This is a genomic window from Pseudophaeobacter sp. TrK17 (assembly GCF_042192375.1).
Lineage (GTDB): Bacteria > Pseudomonadota > Alphaproteobacteria > Rhodobacterales > Rhodobacteraceae > Pseudophaeobacter.
Map to the genome: position 1 here is coordinate 2,715,503 of NZ_CP071700.1, position 18,119 is coordinate 2,733,621.

Annotated in this window: 17 protein-coding genes; 8 read left to right on the plus strand and 9 right to left on the minus strand. The window is 59.3% G+C overall.

Annotation, left to right across the window (positions count from 1 at the left end; all coding sequences use genetic code 11):
- The first annotated feature begins 95 nt into the window (after nt 1–95).
- Nucleotides 96–497, plus strand: a complete 402-nt coding sequence (locus JZI28_RS12810; protein WP_375697841.1) for a hypothetical protein — start codon at nt 96–98, stop codon at nt 495–497.
- A 21-nt stretch (nt 498–518) separates the two neighbouring features.
- Here JZI28_RS12810 and xseA read toward each other — a convergent pair whose 3' ends face one another.
- Nucleotides 519–1,985, minus strand: a complete 1,467-nt coding sequence (gene xseA, locus JZI28_RS12815; protein ID WP_375697842.1) for an exodeoxyribonuclease VII large subunit — start codon at nt 1,983–1,985, stop codon at nt 519–521.
- A gap of 189 nt (nt 1,986–2,174) precedes the next feature.
- Here xseA and purD point away from each other — a divergent pair, with 189 nt between their 5' ends.
- The 3 genes from purD (at nt 2,175) to JZI28_RS12830 (ending at nt 5,334) form a co-directional block, all read left to right on the plus strand.
- Entirely contained in the window at nt 2,175–3,440 is a 1,266-nt protein-coding gene (purD, locus tag JZI28_RS12820; protein WP_375697843.1) for a phosphoribosylamine--glycine ligase, read from the plus strand.
- A 294-nt stretch (nt 3,441–3,734) separates the two neighbouring features.
- The gene (locus JZI28_RS12825; protein ID WP_375697844.1) at nt 3,735–4,616 is read left to right on the plus strand and encodes a bestrophin family protein; all 882 of its coding nucleotides are present in this window, start codon (nt 3,735–3,737) and stop codon (nt 4,614–4,616) included.
- A 100-nt stretch (nt 4,617–4,716) separates the two neighbouring features.
- Complete coding sequence (locus JZI28_RS12830) at nt 4,717–5,334, plus strand: LuxR C-terminal-related transcriptional regulator (protein WP_295450198.1); 618 nt, start codon at nt 4,717–4,719, stop codon at nt 5,332–5,334.
- 214 nt (nt 5,335–5,548) lie between these two features.
- Here JZI28_RS12830 and JZI28_RS12835 read toward each other — a convergent pair whose 3' ends face one another.
- Nucleotides 5,549–6,379, minus strand: coding sequence for an FG-GAP repeat domain-containing protein (locus JZI28_RS12835; protein ID WP_375697845.1), 831 nt, complete (start codon nt 6,377–6,379; stop codon nt 5,549–5,551).
- The gene (locus tag JZI28_RS12840; RefSeq protein WP_295450202.1) at nt 6,379–6,702 is read right to left on the minus strand and encodes a 2Fe-2S iron-sulfur cluster-binding protein; all 324 of its coding nucleotides are present in this window, start codon (nt 6,700–6,702) and stop codon (nt 6,379–6,381) included. Before JZI28_RS12840 ends, JZI28_RS12835 begins: the two co-directional genes overlap by 1 nt.
- Nucleotides 6,703–7,145: 443 nt before the next feature.
- Between JZI28_RS12840 and JZI28_RS12845 the strand changes: the two genes are divergently transcribed.
- Together JZI28_RS12845 and JZI28_RS12850 are read left to right on the plus strand one after the other, a co-directional pair.
- Nucleotides 7,146–7,664 carry a peptidoglycan-binding protein gene (locus tag JZI28_RS12845; protein ID WP_375697846.1) on the plus strand — a complete coding sequence of 173 codons (519 nt, stop codon included), beginning with the start codon at nt 7,146–7,148 and terminating at the stop codon, nt 7,662–7,664.
- A gap of 193 nt (nt 7,665–7,857) precedes the next feature.
- Nucleotides 7,858–8,526, plus strand: a complete 669-nt coding sequence (locus JZI28_RS12850) for a Crp/Fnr family transcriptional regulator (protein WP_295450207.1) — start codon at nt 7,858–7,860, stop codon at nt 8,524–8,526.
- A 111-nt stretch (nt 8,527–8,637) separates the two neighbouring features.
- Here JZI28_RS12850 and JZI28_RS12855 read toward each other — a convergent pair whose 3' ends face one another.
- The 6 genes from JZI28_RS12855 to rpiA all read right to left on the minus strand — a co-directional run bounded on the left by JZI28_RS12855 (nt 8,638) and on the right by rpiA (nt 15,825).
- The gene (locus JZI28_RS12855) at nt 8,638–9,102 is read right to left on the minus strand and encodes a thermonuclease family protein (RefSeq protein ID WP_375697847.1); all 465 of its coding nucleotides are present in this window, start codon (nt 9,100–9,102) and stop codon (nt 8,638–8,640) included.
- A gap of 512 nt (nt 9,103–9,614) precedes the next feature.
- Nucleotides 9,615–11,069 (minus strand): Do family serine endopeptidase, encoded by a 1,455-nt coding sequence (locus JZI28_RS12860; RefSeq protein WP_375697848.1) that lies wholly within the window; start codon nt 11,067–11,069, stop codon nt 9,615–9,617.
- Between the two features lie 483 nt (nt 11,070–11,552).
- The gene (hflC, locus tag JZI28_RS12865; RefSeq protein WP_295450213.1) at nt 11,553–12,434 is read right to left on the minus strand and encodes a protease modulator HflC; all 882 of its coding nucleotides are present in this window, start codon (nt 12,432–12,434) and stop codon (nt 11,553–11,555) included.
- Nucleotides 12,434–13,597, minus strand: a complete 1,164-nt coding sequence (hflK, locus tag JZI28_RS12870; RefSeq protein WP_375697849.1) for an FtsH protease activity modulator HflK — start codon at nt 13,595–13,597, stop codon at nt 12,434–12,436. The genes hflC and hflK overlap by 1 nt, the downstream gene beginning before the upstream one ends.
- 69 nt (nt 13,598–13,666) lie before the next feature.
- The gene (gor, locus tag JZI28_RS12875; protein ID WP_375697850.1) at nt 13,667–15,022 is read right to left on the minus strand and encodes a glutathione-disulfide reductase; all 1,356 of its coding nucleotides are present in this window, start codon (nt 15,020–15,022) and stop codon (nt 13,667–13,669) included.
- Nucleotides 15,023–15,036: 14 nt separating this feature from the next.
- On the minus strand, nt 15,037–15,825 hold the full coding sequence (rpiA, locus tag JZI28_RS12880; RefSeq protein ID WP_295450220.1) for a ribose-5-phosphate isomerase RpiA: 789 nt from the start codon (nt 15,823–15,825) through the stop codon (nt 15,037–15,039).
- A 191-nt stretch (nt 15,826–16,016) separates the two neighbouring features.
- Here rpiA and JZI28_RS12885 point away from each other — a divergent pair, with 191 nt between their 5' ends.
- Nucleotides 16,017–16,724 (plus strand): glutathione S-transferase family protein, encoded by a 708-nt coding sequence (locus JZI28_RS12885; protein ID WP_375697851.1) that lies wholly within the window; start codon nt 16,017–16,019, stop codon nt 16,722–16,724.
- Nucleotides 16,724–18,097 carry an L-serine ammonia-lyase gene (locus tag JZI28_RS12890; protein WP_375697852.1) on the plus strand — a complete coding sequence of 458 codons (1,374 nt, stop codon included), beginning with the start codon at nt 16,724–16,726 and terminating at the stop codon, nt 18,095–18,097. The genes JZI28_RS12885 and JZI28_RS12890 overlap by 1 nt, the downstream gene beginning before the upstream one ends.
- Nucleotides 18,098–18,119 lie beyond the last annotated feature (22 nt).

Here is an 18,119-nt window from a genome sequence, read left to right on the forward strand (position 1 = left end):
TCAAAGGTGACCCGAGGAGAGGCAAAAGGCAGCAGCAGGTGAAACCGGGTCCGAAGGTCTTTGCCTATTGGTAGCGCTCTGTCACAGTCCCAGACATGCGACAGTTTTTGATTCTTTTTACCGCACTTGCCCTATTGCCGCTCTCCAGCCGCGCCTCGGATCCCATGGGTGCTGAGGAATTTGACCGCTATACCAAAGGAAAAACCCTGTTTTACGGCTTTGCCGGCACAGCCTACGGGGCGGAACGGTATCTGCCTGGTCGGCGTGTGCTTTGGTCGTTCCTGGATGGCTATTGTCAAACCGGGATCTGGTACGAAGACGCTGGGCAGATCTGTTTTGTCTATGAGGACAACAACACGCCACAGTGCTGGAGCTTTTCACTGACCCCCGATGGGTTGAACGCCCAGTTCCAAAACGACCCGCAAGCCACCGAACTCTATGAATCCGGTGACATCAATGAGGAAATGCTTTGCCTTGGACCCGAGGTCGGGGTTTAACGCCGCAAAGCTCTCTTGTTGTTATTTTGCGACCGTCTCTGTTGCCTCCAGATCCAGCACCCCGTCTGAGAACTCAATGCTGAGCGCGGGTGCCGCAGCAGCCTGCGCCCGGGTGGTGACAACCTCTGCGCCGCTGCGCACAACCGCATAGCCACGCGACAATGTTGCCTTGTAGCTGAGAATATCCAGCTGACGCCCCGCAGCCTCCAGCTGTTGGCGGTGCCGGGCAATGCGCACGCTTTGCGCTGCTTCCATGCGGGCGTTGAGCTTTTCCAGATCGGTCTTTTGCCGCGCTATTTCTCGCGCAATTGGATAAGGAGACAATTTGGCAATCGCCGTTTCAAACTGGCCGCGCCGTCTTTGCACCAGGCTGCGCAGGGTGGCAGGCCGCAGCCCGGCAGAGGCTCTCCCCAGCCCCAACTGCCGCTGGTGCACCGCCGACATCAGGGCGCGCGGCAGATTATAGCTGGCCTGGTCCAGGCGCTGACGTGGGGTTTCCAGCAGGCTGTCGGGGCGCGGCATGGCGCGGGACAGATCATTCAGCCGCTGGCGACGCTGCTGCACTGCCTGGCCGGTACCCCGCAACAATCGCGCGCCTTGGTCCTCAACCCAAGCCATCAGCTCCAGCCGCACCGGCACCGCCAGCTCTGCCGCCGCTGTCGGGGTGGGGGCACGACGATCCGACACAAAGTCGATCAAGGTGGTATCTGTTTCATGGCCCACCGCCGAAATCAGCGGAATATCCGAAGCCGCAGCGGCGCGGGCCACCACTTCTTCGTTGAACCCCCAGAGATCCTCAATCGCGCCGCCGCCACGGGCGACAATGATCAGATCCGGGCGCGGCAAGGCACCCCCCGGTGTCATCTTGTTAAACCCTTCGATGGCACGCGCCACCTCTGGCGCGCAATTGGCCCCCTGCACCGCCACCGGCCAGACCAGCACCTTGCGCGGGAAACGCTCGCGCAGACGATGCAGAATATCGCGGATCACCGCCCCCGAGGGCGAGGTCACCACGCCGATGATATGTGGCAGATAGGGCAGTGGTTTCTTGCGCTCCGGCGCAAACAGCCCCTCAGATTCGAGCTGCTTCTTGCGCTTTTCCAGCAGCGCCATCAGGGCACCCTGCCCGGCAACGGCCACCTCGTCGACGTTCATGTTGTATTTTGACTGCGCGCCAAAGGCGGTGAGGCGTCCGGTGACCACCACCTCCAGCCCCTCTTCCGGCACCACCGACAGGTTGGAGATCTGCCCCTTCCAGGTGGTGCAGGCCAGAACTGACCGGTCATCTTTGATGTCATAATACAGGTGGCCCGAACGTGCCTTGAACACACGCCCCACCTCACCACGCACACGAATGCGGCCAAAGGTGCCTTCCAGCGTGCGCTTTACCTCACCCGAGATTTCGGAAACGCTGAATTCCGGCGCGTTCTGGCCTGGTGTTTGGCCGGGTGTTTGGCCGGGTGTAGGATCATCAAATAGGTCGGACACGTCAGCAGAGCTCCTGCGGCAAAGTTGGTGTTCTGAGCCTGCATTGAGCGCAGGTTCTTGTTTTGCGGGCTCGCGCAGCATAGAACCCGCCGCAAGCAAGGCAAGCCCCGACAAATGGCTTTGGGGTCCACGGGTACAGCTGATCTTGTCCTCTACGGTAGGCGGGATCATCAGATCGGAGACGACACGATGAATATTCTTATCCTTGGCAGTGGCGGGCGCGAACATGCCCTGGCCTGGGCGGTGATGCAGAACCCAAAATGTGACAAGCTGATCGTTGCGCCCGGCAACGCCGGCATCGCCCAGATCGCCGAATGCGCCAGTCTCGACATCATGGACGGGGCTGCGGTCACCATCTTTGTCGAACAAAACGCCATTGGCTTTGTCATCATCGGCCCCGAAGCACCACTGGCCTCAGGCGTGGCGGATCGGCTGCGCGACGCCGGCGTCCTGGTCTTTGGTCCCTCCGAAGCAGCCGCGCGGCTTGAGGCCTCCAAAAGCTTTACCAAAGAGGTCTGCGATGCGGCACAGGCCCCAACTGCTGGCTATGGCCACTTCACCGAGGCCGAGGCGGCCAAGGCCCATATTCGCCAGCACGGCGCGCCGACCGTGGTCAAGGCGGATGGCTTGGCTGCGGGCAAGGGCGTGATCATCGCCATGACCGAAGAGGAAGCCCTGGCGGCGATTGACGATATGTTTGGCGGCGCCTTTGGTGGCGCTGGCGCCGAAGTGGTGATCGAGGAGTTCATGGAGGGCGAAGAGGCCTCCTTGTTTGTGTTGGTCGACGGGGAAGAAGTGCTGTCGATTGGCTCCGCCCAGGATCACAAACGCGTCGGCGAAGGCGATACCGGCCCCAATACCGGTGGCATGGGGGCCTATTCCCCGGCGCCAGTATTGACCCCCGAAATCGAAGCCAAAGCGATGGAAGAGATTGTCAAACCCACCATGAAGGTAATGGCAGAACGCGGCATGCCCTATCAGGGCGTGCTCTATGCTGGTTTGATGATCAAGGACGGGCAGCCCCGTCTGGTGGAATACAACGTGCGCTTTGGCGATCCTGAATGTCAGGTGTTGATGATGCGCCTGGGGGCCCAGGCGCTGGACCTGATGCAGGCCGCCGCCGAAGGTCGCCTCGCCGAGGCTCGGGTCAACTGGGGCGATGACCATGCCATCACCGTGGTCATGGCGGCCAATGGCTACCCAGGTTCCTATGAAAAGGGTACCGTGATCAAAGGCTTGGATGCTCTGCCTGAAGACAGCTCCAATATGGTTTTTCATGCGGGCACTGCCGCAAAGGATGGCACCATTGTTGCCACAGGGGGACGCGTTCTCAATGTGACCGCACGGGGCAATAGCCTGAAAGAAGCCCGCGACCGCGCCTATGCCATGGCAGATCAGATTGACTGGTCCGAGGGCTTTTTGCGCCGCGATATCGGCTGGCGCGCGCTCGACTAAGGGGGCGACCGCAAGAAACTGCCCTCCAAAGGCCCGGGTCTCCCGGGCCTTTCGCCTTTCCGCCCCAGCTGCGCTATTTCTTGCTGCGTCAAACCCGGTTCTGTGTTTCCCGAAACTGTGTGTTCGGGGGACTTTGGCCCGCAATCGGCAACTTTCGCCCCCTTTCGGCAACTTTGGCCTCCATTTGGCAAGTGGCTGACGGGAATGGGATATTTTTGGACGCCTTTACGAGGTGCGGGCAGCTTTGCTTAGGGCTTAACTGCGCTGAACTCCTCTTTTCAGAATGGGCCTGCCATGATTATTCGCGAAAAAACCGGCCTCTTTGAGCTGCTATTTGCCACCAAGGGCTCGGTTTTGCCCCGTATTCTGCCACGGATCCTTGCTGTTTCCCTACTGGCCCTGATCGTCGTGTTGATTGACGGCTGGGTCACCTCGCTGCCCCATCTTGATGCAGCACCCTTTGCGGTCTTTGGCATCGCGCTCTCGCTGTTTCTCGGCTTTCGCAACAATGCCGCCTATGAACGTTGGTGGGAGGGGCGCAGGCTCTGGGGACAGCTGGTCGCGGATATGCGCGCCCTGGCCCGTGACTGCAGGGTGTTTTTGCCGGAGGACGCCCCCCGCCAGCAGGTTCTAAAACTGGCGCTGGACTTTTTGCATCTGCACCGGATCAATCTGCGCAGGCTTAAAGCGCGCGACAGCACACAGGCCTGGTCCGGAGAGGATTTCAGCCAGGCAGATCATCCCCCCTGTGCGGCGCTCAACGCGGCGAATGTCGCGGTGGCCGAAGCCGCCCCTGATGGCTTTGCCCGCAAGGCCCTGTCAGAGCGGCTGGCCTCAATTACACTTGCTCAGGCCGGCTGCGAACGCATTGCCGCCACCCCGCTGCCCTATGTCTATTCGCTCTTGGTTTTTCGCACCACCTATCTCTATTGCCTGCTCATCCCCTTTGCCCTGTTGGAAGATGCCGCCTGGATCACCCCGATCTTTGTCGCCATCATTGCCTATGTGTTTTTTGGCCTGGCAGAGGTCACCGAAGAGCTGGCCCATCCCTTTGGCGAGACGGTCAATGGCCTGCCGCTGGATGCGATCTGCCGCACTGTGGAGATCTCTCTGGCGCCTCATCTGGACATCAAAGCGCCACCAGCGCTGCAACCGCAGGGCTTCTATCTCAGCTAACGCGCCGTAACACCTGTGCTTTCTAGAGACCTATCAGCGTCAAAGCTGTTTTCATGCAGCGCCTCCAGAGCTACAGTCCTTGCAAGATCTTGGAGGCACGATGGAACAACAGCCCTGTTCGGACACGCTAGACCAGCTTTTCGGCGCAGGAGATCTGGCCAAGCTGGCCTTTGAATTTGCACCTGTTGGCATTGTGGTCACGGAAAACCGGGTTCTGCGCGAATGCAATCAGCGCTTTTGCCAGATGTTTCGCTACACCCATGCAGAGCTCGTGGATCAGCTTTTTGCCTTTCTCTACCCTTCTGAAGAAGAATTTCAGAACCTAGAAACCCGCGGCGACAAGATCCTGAGCCAGGGCAATCCCTATTGGGATGAACGGGTCATGCGGCGCAAAACAGGAGAGCTGTTCTGGGTCAGGGTGCGCGGCCATACCTTTACCCCCGACACCCCGCTTGGGCGTGCGGTCTGGAGCTTCGCCGATCTCTCAACCCAGCGCCCGTATCTGCCACTGACCCGGCGCGAACGCGAAGTTTATTCGCTGCTGGGCGAGGGACAGACCAGCAAGGAAATTGCCCGCACCTTGAACCTCAGCTACCGCACGGTTGAAGTGCATCGCGCCCGGTTGCTCAAAAAGATGGGGGTGAACAACACCGCCAGCCTATTTTCTTCACTGGGCGACATTGGCGGTGACCATGTTGTGCGCAACGCCCCGTCGTAAGGCGCTGCATTGTTCCTCTCACACTGCGCCTTTCTGCCTTGAATGCAGGCCTATAGGTCAGACCTCTCTGATAGATAGCTGCCTGGTCGTTATTGAGCAAAAAAGGGGGGCTCCCGCGCGCTTAGGCATTCAAAGAATGCCACACCCTTGGGCCCAGCGCCGCGCTTACGCGCGGCGCGGTTGCAGCTATCGCATCGCTAGCAAGAGGTGAAACTTAATGGCAGTCCAGCGCGGCCTCTAGGCTGGACTGTCCAACAAAGGGGCCAATGTCGCGGCGGCTGATCTTGCCCGCCTCCAGCCGCGCGGCGATCAACCTGTTCCAACCGGCATCAACGAGGATCAGCTCAGGACCGTTCGCGCAGGTCCGCAGGCCTGAAGTGATAAAATCGTCACCAATACGATGGTTGGTCAAGCCCGCCTGCGCAGCAACCGGGGTGAGAGTTCCCGCCTCAAACCGCCAGATGCGCAGGGTTTTTGCCAGATGCGGCCGGTCCACGTAGGCCAGTTCAACCCGTCCGTCACCGTCAAGGTCGCCCGCAGCGACTGGCGCCAGCCAGCGATTGGCCCGGCCAATATGAGGTGTCTCGGCAATCTTGCCCTGGCCCCCATACAGAGCCAGCGCTGCCCCCAACGCTATGTCGGTCTCAACCACCATTGCCGCATCAGGACGCCCATCCAGATTGAGGTCAACCAGCCGCGGCTGCAAGTCCTCAAAGACGTGATCGGCAGGAAGCTCTATCTCGATTGTCCAGGGGGGCTGCCCTGGCCCGGCAAAGGAAATACTCAGACCAGACCACTCCACCGCATCCCCTAAAACCCCGTGGCCATAGCGGGTGGTTGGCGTGATGAATGTCGCTTGCAGCACTTCAGCGGGCCACACCGGCGGCGGCGGCCTATGGCCAATGTCATTCGGCACCATTCCTTCGGCCGCGAAAGGTGGGCCAAGAACGATCACTGGCCACAACAGCGCCCCTTGCCACGCGCGGCAGATGGTCCCGAACCAAAGGCGCGACATCAGACGCCGCGCCATGGTCCGCGGGATCATCAGATCTGTTTTTCAGGCATCTGGACAATCAGGCCGTCCAGCGCATCTGTCACTTTGACCTGACAGGTCAAACGCGAGCGCGCCGAATCCGGTTCAAAGGCAAAATCCAACATATCTTCTTCCATGTCATCCTTCGCCGGAAGCTTTTCCACCCAATCCGGGTGAATATAGACATGGCAGGTGGAGCAGGCGCAGGCGCCGCCACAATCTGCTTCAATCCCCGGAACATTGTTGTCACGGGCGCCTTCCATCACGGTCAGGCCATTGGCTACTTCCACAACATGCTCGGTGCCGTTGTGTTCGACATAGGTAATCTTTGCCATCGTTTGCTCTTCCCCTTCTCAGTACTTAGCTGAATATGTAGCCAAGCCCCTGCGCCTGCACCAGCCCAATTTGCACAGATCGCGAACAGGGGTGACCCGTCACGGCAAATGTTCGCGATTCGTTCGAGACATCCCGCTTTTGTCCCGCGCCTGCTGATCAAATCCAAGGCTTTTCAGCGACCAACACCACACCTTGCCCCCGCGCTCCCAAGCGCAAACCTCAGCCAGGGGGGCACCCCCTTGCTGCACATCACTGGCAAGGAGCACCGCATCCAGGGGCTCCCTCAAGGGGTGCGCCCCGCCAGATCTTATTAAACATCAGAAAAGCCTCGAGGGTGATCCTGCCTTTGCGCCCGCTCAGGATCTGGTCTAGTCTGTCGCCAAACGGCCGTGCAAAAGGACGGCCCAAAGGATCGCCAAAAGAAATCGAGCACCAGCCAGGCATGACCAAACCCTCCGCACCCATTGTTGCGCGCCTGTCGCTTGTGTTGACCATTGGCCTGGGCGCCTGCATGCCCTTGGAACCGGCAGTCGGCACTGGCACCAATGCTCCAGAGGCTCCGCCTGGTGCACCGCCCGGCACCTGTTGGCACCGCAACACCAGCCCTGCGGTCATTCAAACCGTTACCGATCAGGTTCTTGTCACCGCCGCTGTGGCAGATGCAACGGGCCAAATTATCCAACCGGCGGTGTTTCGCACCGTTACCCGCCAGGATATCGTCCAACCCCGGCGTGACACCTGGCTCGAAACCCCCTGCCCGGAGCAACTGACACCGGAATTCACCGCCTCGCTGCAACGCGCCCTTGCGGCGCGGGGCTATTACCGTGGTGCAACAACCGGGCAGATCAATCGCGCAACCAGACTGGCCATCCGCCGCTACCAAAAGGAAACGGGACTGGATAGCAGCACCCTATCGCTGGACACCGCCCGACAGTTGGGACTGATCGCCATCGCCCACTAGCGCTGCCCCCCTGACCTTTCAGAACGGCGAAACGGTGAGCGCTACGCGCAATGCAGCAGAAGCAAAGTTCAGCCCGGAGTTCCCCAAACTGCTCTGCTCTGCTAGAACCGCCAAAAAAGGGCTGCATCGAGCCGCTGGGCGCCCCCTGCCCTGCGCCCTCACCTGGCACAAAACGACGGAGACCAGAGAGATCATGCGAAACGACCGCCTGCCAAAGACTGGATTTTTGTCTGCCGCATCGGCCCCGCTGCGGGAAATGCTGGAAAGCCAGGCCAGCGAACTGCGTCTCTCTAACGGGGAGGTTCTGTTTGAACAGGGCGATACCGGTGACGCCTTTTACGCCATCACCCAGGGCTCTCTTGAATTCTCCATCCTCTCGGCCTCGGGTCGGAAACTCTCGCTTGATCTGATGCGCCCCGGTGCCGTCTTTGGCGAGATCGTTTTGTTCGACCCCGGTCCGCGCACCGCCACGGTGACCGCGGCAGAGCCAAGCCGTTTACTGCGCCTGCGCAACCGGGATATTCTGAACCAGATCCAGCAACATCCGGAACTGGCCGGGGACCTGCTGCGGCTGGCTGGACAACGCATGAGATGGATGAATATGCAGCTGAACGAGCAGGTATTCCTGCCGATGCCGGTCCGCCTGGCACGGAAGCTGCTCTATCTGGTACCGGACACTGGCAATGGCCGACTGGCCCTGTCGCAGACCGAACTGGCAGAATATGTTGGTGCGACCCGCGAAGCCGTGTCAAAGACCCTGTCGAATTGGAAACGCAGCCAGTTGATTGAAATCAGCCGTGGCGGCTTGCAAATTCTGGACCGCAGCGCCCTGGGGCTGCTGGCCGAACCGGAATCAATCTAACACTGCAATAGGTTTTGCAGACAGCCCCGCGGACAGCCCCAGTGGGCTATCCCCCTGCAGCTGTCCAGTCGCACAGCCTATCCAGGCGCACAGTCTGGTCCTGTTACCTTCCTAGTCATGTTGCCTGCGCCAGTCAGAAGGCGAAGGCGTCTCTGCCTGCCAAATCCCGCGGCTGGCGGCCTGCGCCTGGGCAGCTTCAGGTTGGTAATACCCCTGCTCTTGGTCAGGCCAGACCAGGCCTTCGGCCACCAATAGCCCCCCTACGTCCAGCCCGTCTGCCTTGCAGGAGGCCAGGTAGTGACCGTAGCTGTCGCGATCATTGCTAAAGCACTCAATACGCTGGGCGGCGCGCAGCACGTCCCGGATACGGTCCTCAGCCTCTGCCGCGCATTCCCAGGAATCGCCCTGCGCAGAATTGCACAGTTGGGCAACTTCTGGCGCTTCAATGCCGACCAGACGAATGCGCAGATTGCCGAGTGCCAGCAAATCCCCCTCAACAATGCGAAAAGCACCACCTGGCACCGTCAGCAGGGGAGTCAACACCCCCGAAAGACGCTGAATGCTGTGCAGTTCCATAAATACCCTTGCCGATGCGGAATCGCCCTTGGGGAAATCTGCGGCGGACACTATGCCGGCCGCAAACGCAAAGACAGCACTTACAATGGTTCGTTTTATCATCATCAGGTGGCCATTTTGGTTGTGAGAGTGAGTAACATCTGCCCGGAGTGTGCACGCAAAGAGGCCAAGAATATGTTAACTCTCGTCATTTTTTCCTGCATCACAGGGGCCGAATTCGCAAACTGGCTGGCCGACAAGGGGAAAAACAGGTCCAACTTCCCAAAAATTCGGTTCTTTTGCGCTCCTGTGAACTGGTTCACAGACCCCCGACACAGGTGCTGCGATGGTCGCCACATGGCAGCATTATCATTCCATCCCGATGGCTGCCTGTTCCATAAAAGAGCCATATGCCCGCCAGCATATGGCTCTTTCCCTTTTTGCCGCCACGCTCTGTTCGCCGCCACAGCCCGCACGCAAAAAAGGCCGGGGATCCCCCGGCCTTTTGTTTACTCATGCACTAATGGGGAGTGCTACTTCAGCAAGTTCAAAGCGACAAACCGCGGGTCGCCATTGCGGCGCACCAAAAGCAGGAGCGACTTGCGCCCGGCCTCTTTGGCCTCGGAGATGCGGGATTCCAATTCGCTGATGGTCGCGACCTTCTGCTGACCTGCTTCGGTGATGACATCCCCCGCGCGCAGGCCCTTTTCCCAGGCCTCGGACACTTCGTTGACGGACAGAATGACAAGCCCATCGGTGCCAGCAGGCAGGTTCAATTCGCCGCGAATCTGGTCGGTCAAGAGCCCAACAGACAGACCAAGCAGCTCTTTCTCGGTGACGTTTGGTGGCTCACTGTTGTCACCTGTGGTGCTGTTCGCCTGGCGTTCGGCATCTTCGCGACGGCCAAGAGTCACTTTCAGGGTCTCGGTTTTGCCTTCACGATAGACAACCACCCGAACCGTCTTGCCAACTTCGGTATTGCCAACGGTACGCACCAGGCTGCGAGTGTTTTCGACCACTGCCCCGTCAAAGCTGAGGATCACATCCCCCGCCTGCAGGCCTGCCTCTTTGGAGGGGCCATCGGGCACATCCGTCACTAGTGCGCCCTTGGCTTTGTCCAGGCCCATGGCTTCGGCCACATCGTCAGTCACATCCTGAATGCGCACACCCAGCCAGCCGCGACGGGTCTCCCCGAATTCTTTCAGCTGCACCACAACCTTGCTCACCACATTGGACGCCATGGAAAAGCCGATGCCAATGGAGCCGCCATTGGGAGACAGGATTGCGGTATTCACCCCAACCACTTCGCCGGCCATGTTGAACAAGGGACCACCAGAGTTGCCTCGGTTGATCGCCGCATCGGTCTGGATGTAGTCGTCATAAGATCCCGAAAGCTCGCGGTTACGGGCAGAGACGATCCCCGCAGAGAGCGAAAAGCCCTGGCCCAGCGGGTTGCCCATGGCCACAACCCAATCGCCAACGCGGGCGGTATCGCTGTCGCCAAAGCTCACAAACTTCAGCGGCGCTGGAGCTTCGACCTTAAGCAGGGCGATATCGGTATTGGGATCGGTGCCAATCACCTTGGCGGGCAACAGCTCCTTGGGCTGGCCATCGCCGGGGAAGAATTCGATCTCGATCTCATCGGCATCCGCAATCACGTGGTTGTTGGTAACGATATAGCCATCTTCCGAGATGACAAAGCCCGACCCAAGCGCCGAGGAGCGCTGCGGGCGATTGCCGTTACCGCCATTGTTGCCACCGTTGCGATCCTGAAATTCGCGGAAAAAATCCTCAAAGGGTGAACCTTCGGGCACAATGCCCTGGGGACCTGTACGACCTTCGATTACTGTGGTGGTGGTGATATTCACCACCGCCGGGCTGACCTCATCCGCCAGGGGGGCCAGGCTTTCCGGGCGGGCCTGCGCAGAAAGCATCTGCGCCATGACCAACACCAGGCTGAGCATACCCAGCCAAAGCACGCGCCACATAGTGGCCTGTCGGTTTTGTTCTCTTGAAACTGCTATTGCCTGAGGCTGCACGGAACTACTCCTTGTCATCGCCATTCCTGTTTTCGCCATTTTCTTGTACTACCCTCATCCCCAAATCTGACCATCAAGACCTGTAGGATACAGACCCGATCCAAATACAAGCTGAATCCTACAGTGGCGTTATTTCAATGTAGGGGGAGAATTTGGTTTCACAACACCTGCAAGCGCCAATCAATTTGTCGTGAAAAAAATCGCTCATGTCTTCGCGCTCCAAATTGTCAGGCTGCTGATTACAATATTAGAATTTTTACCGCCGATAACAGCGCGGAAATACGACCCCGGCGGAGAGCCGCGCATAGAGCAAAGGCTCACACAATCAGCGCCCTATGGGTCGCAAGGCCAGGCCTGCGGACAAATGAAAAGGGGCCAACCGCTAGGTCAGCCCCTCATGATGTCTTGTCAAAACCTTACAAAGGCAGTGATTTACTGCGCTGCAGCCGCACCGCGCGAAGACTTCAGATAGTTGAAAAACTCAGAGTCCGGTGACAGCACCAGCGATGAGTTGCTGCCCTTCAAAGCGCCCTCATAGGCGTTCAGGCTGCGGTAGAATTCAAAGAATTCCGGGTCGCGACCATAGGCCTCGGCAAAGATGGCGTTACGTTCCGCATCGGCTTCACCGCGGATCACCTCGGCTTCACGTTCTGCGTCAGAGACCAGCTCTACCTCAGTCCGGTCTGCCAATGCACGCACCCGCTGCGCCGCCTCGTCACCACGGGCGATCTCATCCGCGGCTTCGCGTTCACGTTCTGCACGCATCCGGGCAAAGGTGGCTTCCAGGTTGGCCTGCGGCAAGTCGGTGCGCTTCAGACGCACGTCAACAACCTCAAGGCCAAAGCCCTCAGCCTGGTTGATGGCGCCGTTGCGGATCCGCAGCATCAAAGCCGCCCGATCAGACGACAGGATATCATTGGAGCTGACAGACCCCAGAACCTCACGGGTTGCGGCCCGCATGATCTTGTCCAGACGGGTTTCACCACCGTTAATACCGCTGGCGCCTACCGCTTGGCGGAACTGTTTGACGTCGACAATCCGGTAGCGTGCAAAGGCATCCACCACCAGACGACGATCATCCAGCGGGGTGATTTCCAGCGGACCGACCTCAAGGCTGAGAATACGGTCGTCATAGCTCACCACCTCGTCGATGACTGGCACCTTAAAGGCAAGACCTGGGTCTTCCTTGACGGCAACCACACGACCAAAGCGCAGAACAAGCGCCTTTTCAGTTTCTGTCACGATAAAGATCGAAGACATTATACCAACAACGGCAAGCACCAGAACTGGCAGAAGGAAAGTTGTCTTATTCATCAGTTGCTCCCTCCCGAACGGCGCACTTCATTGAGCGGCAGATAGGGCACAACACCCTGGCCACCTTCGCCAGTGGATTGGTCGAGAATGACCTTGTCCACATTGCCGAGAACCGTTTCCATGGTTTCCAGATAGAGCCGCTTACGCGTGACTTCTGGCGCCTTTTGGTACTCGGTCAGAACCGCAGTGAAACGGCTGGCTTCACCCTGGGCCTCGTTGACCACCTGGGCGCGATAGCCTTCGGCTTCTTCCAGCGTCTGGGCCGACTGACCACGGGCTGCCGCCAGTTTACGGTTGGCGTAGGCATCCGCTTGTTTTTCCAACCGGTCACGTTCCTGACCGGCCGACTGCACGTCGCGGAAAGCGTCTTTTACAGGCTCTGGCGGATCGGCACCGTCAAAGTTCACCCGGACGACATTCACACCGCTGTCATAGCTGTCGAGTGTCGACTGGACCAGCTGTTCCAGGCGGGCGGTAATAGCACCACGATCCCGGTTCAGGATTGGGGCCAGTTCGGATTGCGCAATGATTTCACGCATTGCCGATTCAGACACCGCCTGAATGGTCGCCTGCGGGTCGCGCAGGTTGAACAGATACAGCGCCGGGTCGTTGATATTCCAGACCACCTGGAAATCCACGTCGATGATGTTTTCATCGCCGGTCAGCATCAACCCAGCTGCGCTGCCGGTCGAACCTGCCCCGATGTTTTCGGTTTGCTCAACCCGTACCGGGATCACCTCGTAGGTGACAAACGGCCAGGGGGCAAAGTTCAGACCCGGCAAGCCGGTTTTCCAATACTCACCCAAGAACAGCTCAACAGATTGCTCTTCGGTTTTGACTGAATAAAAGCTGTTCATGCCCCAAAGCACAGCACCAACAACCGCAGCAATTGCCACGGTGCCTTTGGTGAACAGCGGCGAGCCGCCGCCCTGGCCGCCACCAGTGCCGCCGCCCTGTCCATTGCCGCCACGACCGCCCATCAGGACGCGCAGTTGCTCCTGGCCTTTTTTGACCAGCTCATCGATTTCAGGGATTTGGGGGTCTTCGGGACGTCGGCCACCGCCGCCACCGCCGTTGTTGCCACCGCCATTATTGCCACCCTGGTTGCCACCGCCGCCAGAAGAGCCTCCGCCCCCCCAGGGGCCACCGCTATTGCCCGCCATATGTCTCCTATCCCTTTTCTGCCGCATGTCGCGGCATGTTCTTCAAACCTGTGGTCAAACTTTGAGAATTCAAGTTGTCCGGCTTGGTTGTTTCATTGTGACCAATTCTTCCGACATGGTGGGGTGAACCGCAACAGTCCGATCGAAATCTTCCTTGGTTGCCCCCATTTTTATCGCAATACCGGCCAATTGGATCATCTCGCCAGCCCCCGGCGCCACGATGTGGCAGCCCAGAACCTTGCGGTTTGCCTTGCTGACGATCAATTTCATCAGCACTTTCTGCGCCCGCCCGGCAAAGCTTTGCTGCATCGGCTTAAAGCTGGCGGAATAGACCTCGATTGGTTCCTGCGCCGCCGCCTCTTCCTCAGACAGACCCACAGTGCCCATTTCCGGCTGGGTAAAGATCGCCGTCGGGATCAGCTCGTGATCGGGGCTGGTGGGGTTGCCCTTGAAAACGGTCTCGACAAAGGCCATGCCTTCGCGGATCGCAACTGGTGTCAGATTGGCGCGGTCGGTGACATCGCCAATGGCATAGACCGACGGCACACCCGTCTGGCTGTATTCATCGACCAGGATTTCACCCTTTTTGCCCCGTGCAATGCCCAGCGCTTCAAGCCCCAGATTGTCGGCATTGGGGTGACGGCCAGTGGCATACATCACCTGATCAAACAGGGTCTCATTGCCCTTGGTATCTGTGACCCGGATCTTGTCGCCGTCCTTGACCATGGACACCACATTGGTTTCCAGCTGCAAATCAATGCCGCTTTCGATCATGCCTGCAGCGACCACGTTGCGGGCCTCTTCGTCAAAGCCGCGCAGGATCTGGGTGCCGCGGTAGAATTGCGTGGTCTTTACCCCAAGCCCATTCATAATGCCGGCAAACTCGGATGCGATATAGCCACCGCCCACAATCAGGATCGCTTCTGGCAGTTTTTCCAGATGGAACATCTCGTTCGAGGTGATCGCCAGATCCGAGCCGGGAAATTCCGGCACCGTAGGCCAGCCACCTGTGGCGATCAGGATATGTTTTGCGGTCTTTTGCGTGCCATCCGCCAGCGCCACCGTATGGGCGTCAACCAGGGTGGCGCGGCTGTCGTAATTGGTGACTGAGTTGTTTTTCAGGAGGCCACGGTAGATGCCTTCCAGCCGGTCCAGTTCGGCGTGCAGCTTGGCCTTGAAGCTGTCCCAATCAAAGGCGCCGCCCTTGATATCCCAGCCATAGGCCTGCGCATCCCCCACCATGGCAGAATACTCAGAGGCAAAAACCATCAGCTTTTTGGGCACACAGCCGCGAATGACACAGGTGCCGCCATAGCGGTCTTCTTCGGCCAGGGCGACCTTGGCGCCTTCCTGTGCGGCCACACGCGCAGCGCGTACCCCGCCAGAGCCACCGCCAATAACAAAAAGATCGTAGTCAAAGCTCATCGTAGTTCTGCCTTTTAATCGGAGAGGTCGGAAAACAGATTGTCGGTTTCGACAAAATCCAGTTTTTCCCGCTCTACCGTGCCTTCGTTGATATCTCGCACTTCCACATTGCCATCCCCATAGCCGATGATGACGGTGTCACAGATATCAATGAACAAGCCGTTTTCAACCACGCCGGGGATCTGGTTGATCACCAGCGCCAGCTGCCGTGCGTTGCCAATCCGGTGCAGATGCAGGTCCAGAATATGGTTGCCCTCATCGGTCATAAAGGCCCGATCCCCATTCATCCGCAGGCTGGCAGACCGCCCCAAAACATCCATGGAAACAAGGGTTTCCTCGATCAAAGCCTGGCTTGTCTGCCAACCAAAGGGAATGACCTCTACCGGCAGGGGAAAGGCCCCGAGGTTTTCGACCTCTTTGCCTGCATCAGCGATCACCACCATTTGATCAGAGGCGGTGGCGACGATCTTTTCCTGCAACAAGGCGCCACCGCCGCCCTTGATCAGGTTGAGATCGCGGTCGAACTCATCAGCGCCGTCAATGGTCAGGTCCAGCCATTTGGCCTCATCCAGCGAGGTCACAGGGATGCCCACCTCGCGGGCCAGCTCTGCGGTGCGGGTCGAGGTGGGCACAGCGGTGAACTTCAGCCCCTCTTCGCGCACCATTTCCCCAAGGCAGCGCACCAGCCAGGCCGCGGTAGAGCCCGTGCCCAAACCAACCCGCATACCATCCTCAACCAAGCCCGCCGCGCGTTTGGCCGCGACGAATTTTGCCTTGTCGATAGGGGACAGTTCTCCGGTCATTGGCTGGGCTCCGTGATTAGCTGTTTGCCAGCCTTATAGGCAAAGCCCAGCCCTTAGGCGAGCAGCAATTGGGCGCCTTTACCGCCCGCAGCCCCTCCGCGCCGGTAAACATGTCGCTGAAAGGCGTGTTTCCTATTGGAAACGCCGGAATCGGGCGCTATTTGCATTTCAGCGAGATTTAGAAAGCTCCCATGACAGATCAGTACCGCCTCCATTACGCCCCTGACAACGCCTCGCTGGTGATCCGGCTGGTGCTTGAGGAGCTTGGCCTGCCCTATGAGACCTGTCTGGTGGATCGCCGGGCCGGGGCGCAGGAAAGCGCCGCATACCGGGCGATCAATCCCCATGGGCTGATCCCTGTTCTGGGAACCTCCGATGGGGCGATTTTTGAAACCGCCGCGATCCTGCTGTGGCTGGCGGATCGCCACAGCCAGCTTGCCCCCGCCCCCAGCAGCCCAGAGCGCGGCGATTTTCTCAAATGGCTGTTTTTTGCCTCCAACACCCTGCATGCGGATCTCAGGATTTCGTTCTATCCAGAAAAATACATTGGCGCTGCGCCACAGGATCAGACGGTTCTGACCCGCAGTATCCAGCAGCGTCTTGCGGTGCATCTTCGCCATCTCGACGATTTGGCCGCCACCAAACCCAATTGGTTTGGCAATAAGGTGCCCTCGGTGCTGGATTATTATCTCGGCTGCATGATGCGCTGGATGGCGCTTTACCCAGCCCAAAGCGATCGCAGCTGGTATCGGTTGACAGACTACCCGCATCTGCGCCAGCTGTTGCAACAGCTGGAACGCCGCCCCGCCACCCAGACCGCGCAACAGGCCGAAGGGCTTGGCGCCACGCCCTTTAGTCAGCCAATTCTCGCCAATCCCCCAGAAGGATCTGCTACCTGATGTTCCTCTCCGTTTTTGACATGTTCAAAGTGGGCATTGGCCCCTCTTCTTCGCACACCATGGGCCCAATGGTCGCCGCAGCGCGGTTTCTCGACATGATGCGCGCCTCGCCCTTTGAATTCCACGGGCTGCGTGCCTCGCTGCATGGGTCGCTGGCCTTTACCGGTGTCGGCCATGCCACCGACCGCGCCACGATTCTGGGCCTTGGGGGCTTTGTGCCCGACACCTATGATGACGAAAAGGCCGAGACCTTTTTGGTGGAGCTGGCCAAGACCCATTCGCTGCAGCCCGAGGGCCTGCCGCCGCTGCATTTCAACCCCAAAGCCGATATGGTCTTTGACTATGACCACGCGCTGGAAGGCCACGCCAATGGCATGATCCTGATGGCCACGGACGCCCAGGGCGATGTGATTTTGCGACAGGTGTTTTACTCTATCGGCGGTGGCTTTGTCGTCACCGAAGAGGAACTGGCCCAGGGCAAGGACACTGATGAGGGCGCTCCGGTTCCTTTCCCGTTCAGATCCGCCAATGAAATGCTGGCCATGGCCAAATCCAGCGGCAAAAGCATTGCCCAGATGAAGCGGGCCAATGAAGTGGCCCGTGGGTGCCCTGAAAGCCTGTCCAAGGGAACCGCACGCATCTGGCAGGTAATGAATGACTGCATCAATCGCGGGCTAGAGCGCGACGGCATCCTGCCCGGCGGCCTGTTTGTGCGCCGCCGCGCCAAGGGCATCCATGACAGCCTGATGGCGGAACGTGGCATGAACCAGAGCGCCCCCCACACCATCAACGACTGGATGAGCGTCTATGCCATGGCGGTGAATGAGGAAAACGCCGCCGGTGGCCAGGTTGTCACGGCCCCCACCAATGGCGCGGCCGGCACCCTGCCTGCGGTGATCCGCTACTACCTGGACCATGTGCCCGGAGCGTCAGACTCCCACATCGAAGATTTCCTGCTGACCGCCGCCGCCATTGCCGGCTTGGTCAAATTCAACGCCTCTATCTCTGGTGCCGAAGCGGGCTGCCAGGCCGAGGTTGGCTCGGCTGCGGCAATGTCGGCTGCTGGGCTGTGTGCGGTGATGGGCGGCACCCCCGAACAGGTGGAGAATGCCGCCGAAATCGCGCTGGAGCACCACCTTGGCATGACCTGCGATCCGGTCAAAGGCCTGGTGCAGGTGCCCTGCATCGAGCGCAACGGACTGGCGGCAATCAAAGCGGTCTCGGCCGCCTCGCTGGCGCTGCGTGGTGACGGGCAGCATTTTGTGCCACTGGATGCCTGTATCGAGACCATGCGCCAGACCGGGGCCGATATGCACGAGAAATACAAAGAAACCTCGCTGGGCGGGCTGGCTGTCAACGTGCCCAACTGCTGACCACGGTTTAATTTTCCGTTCT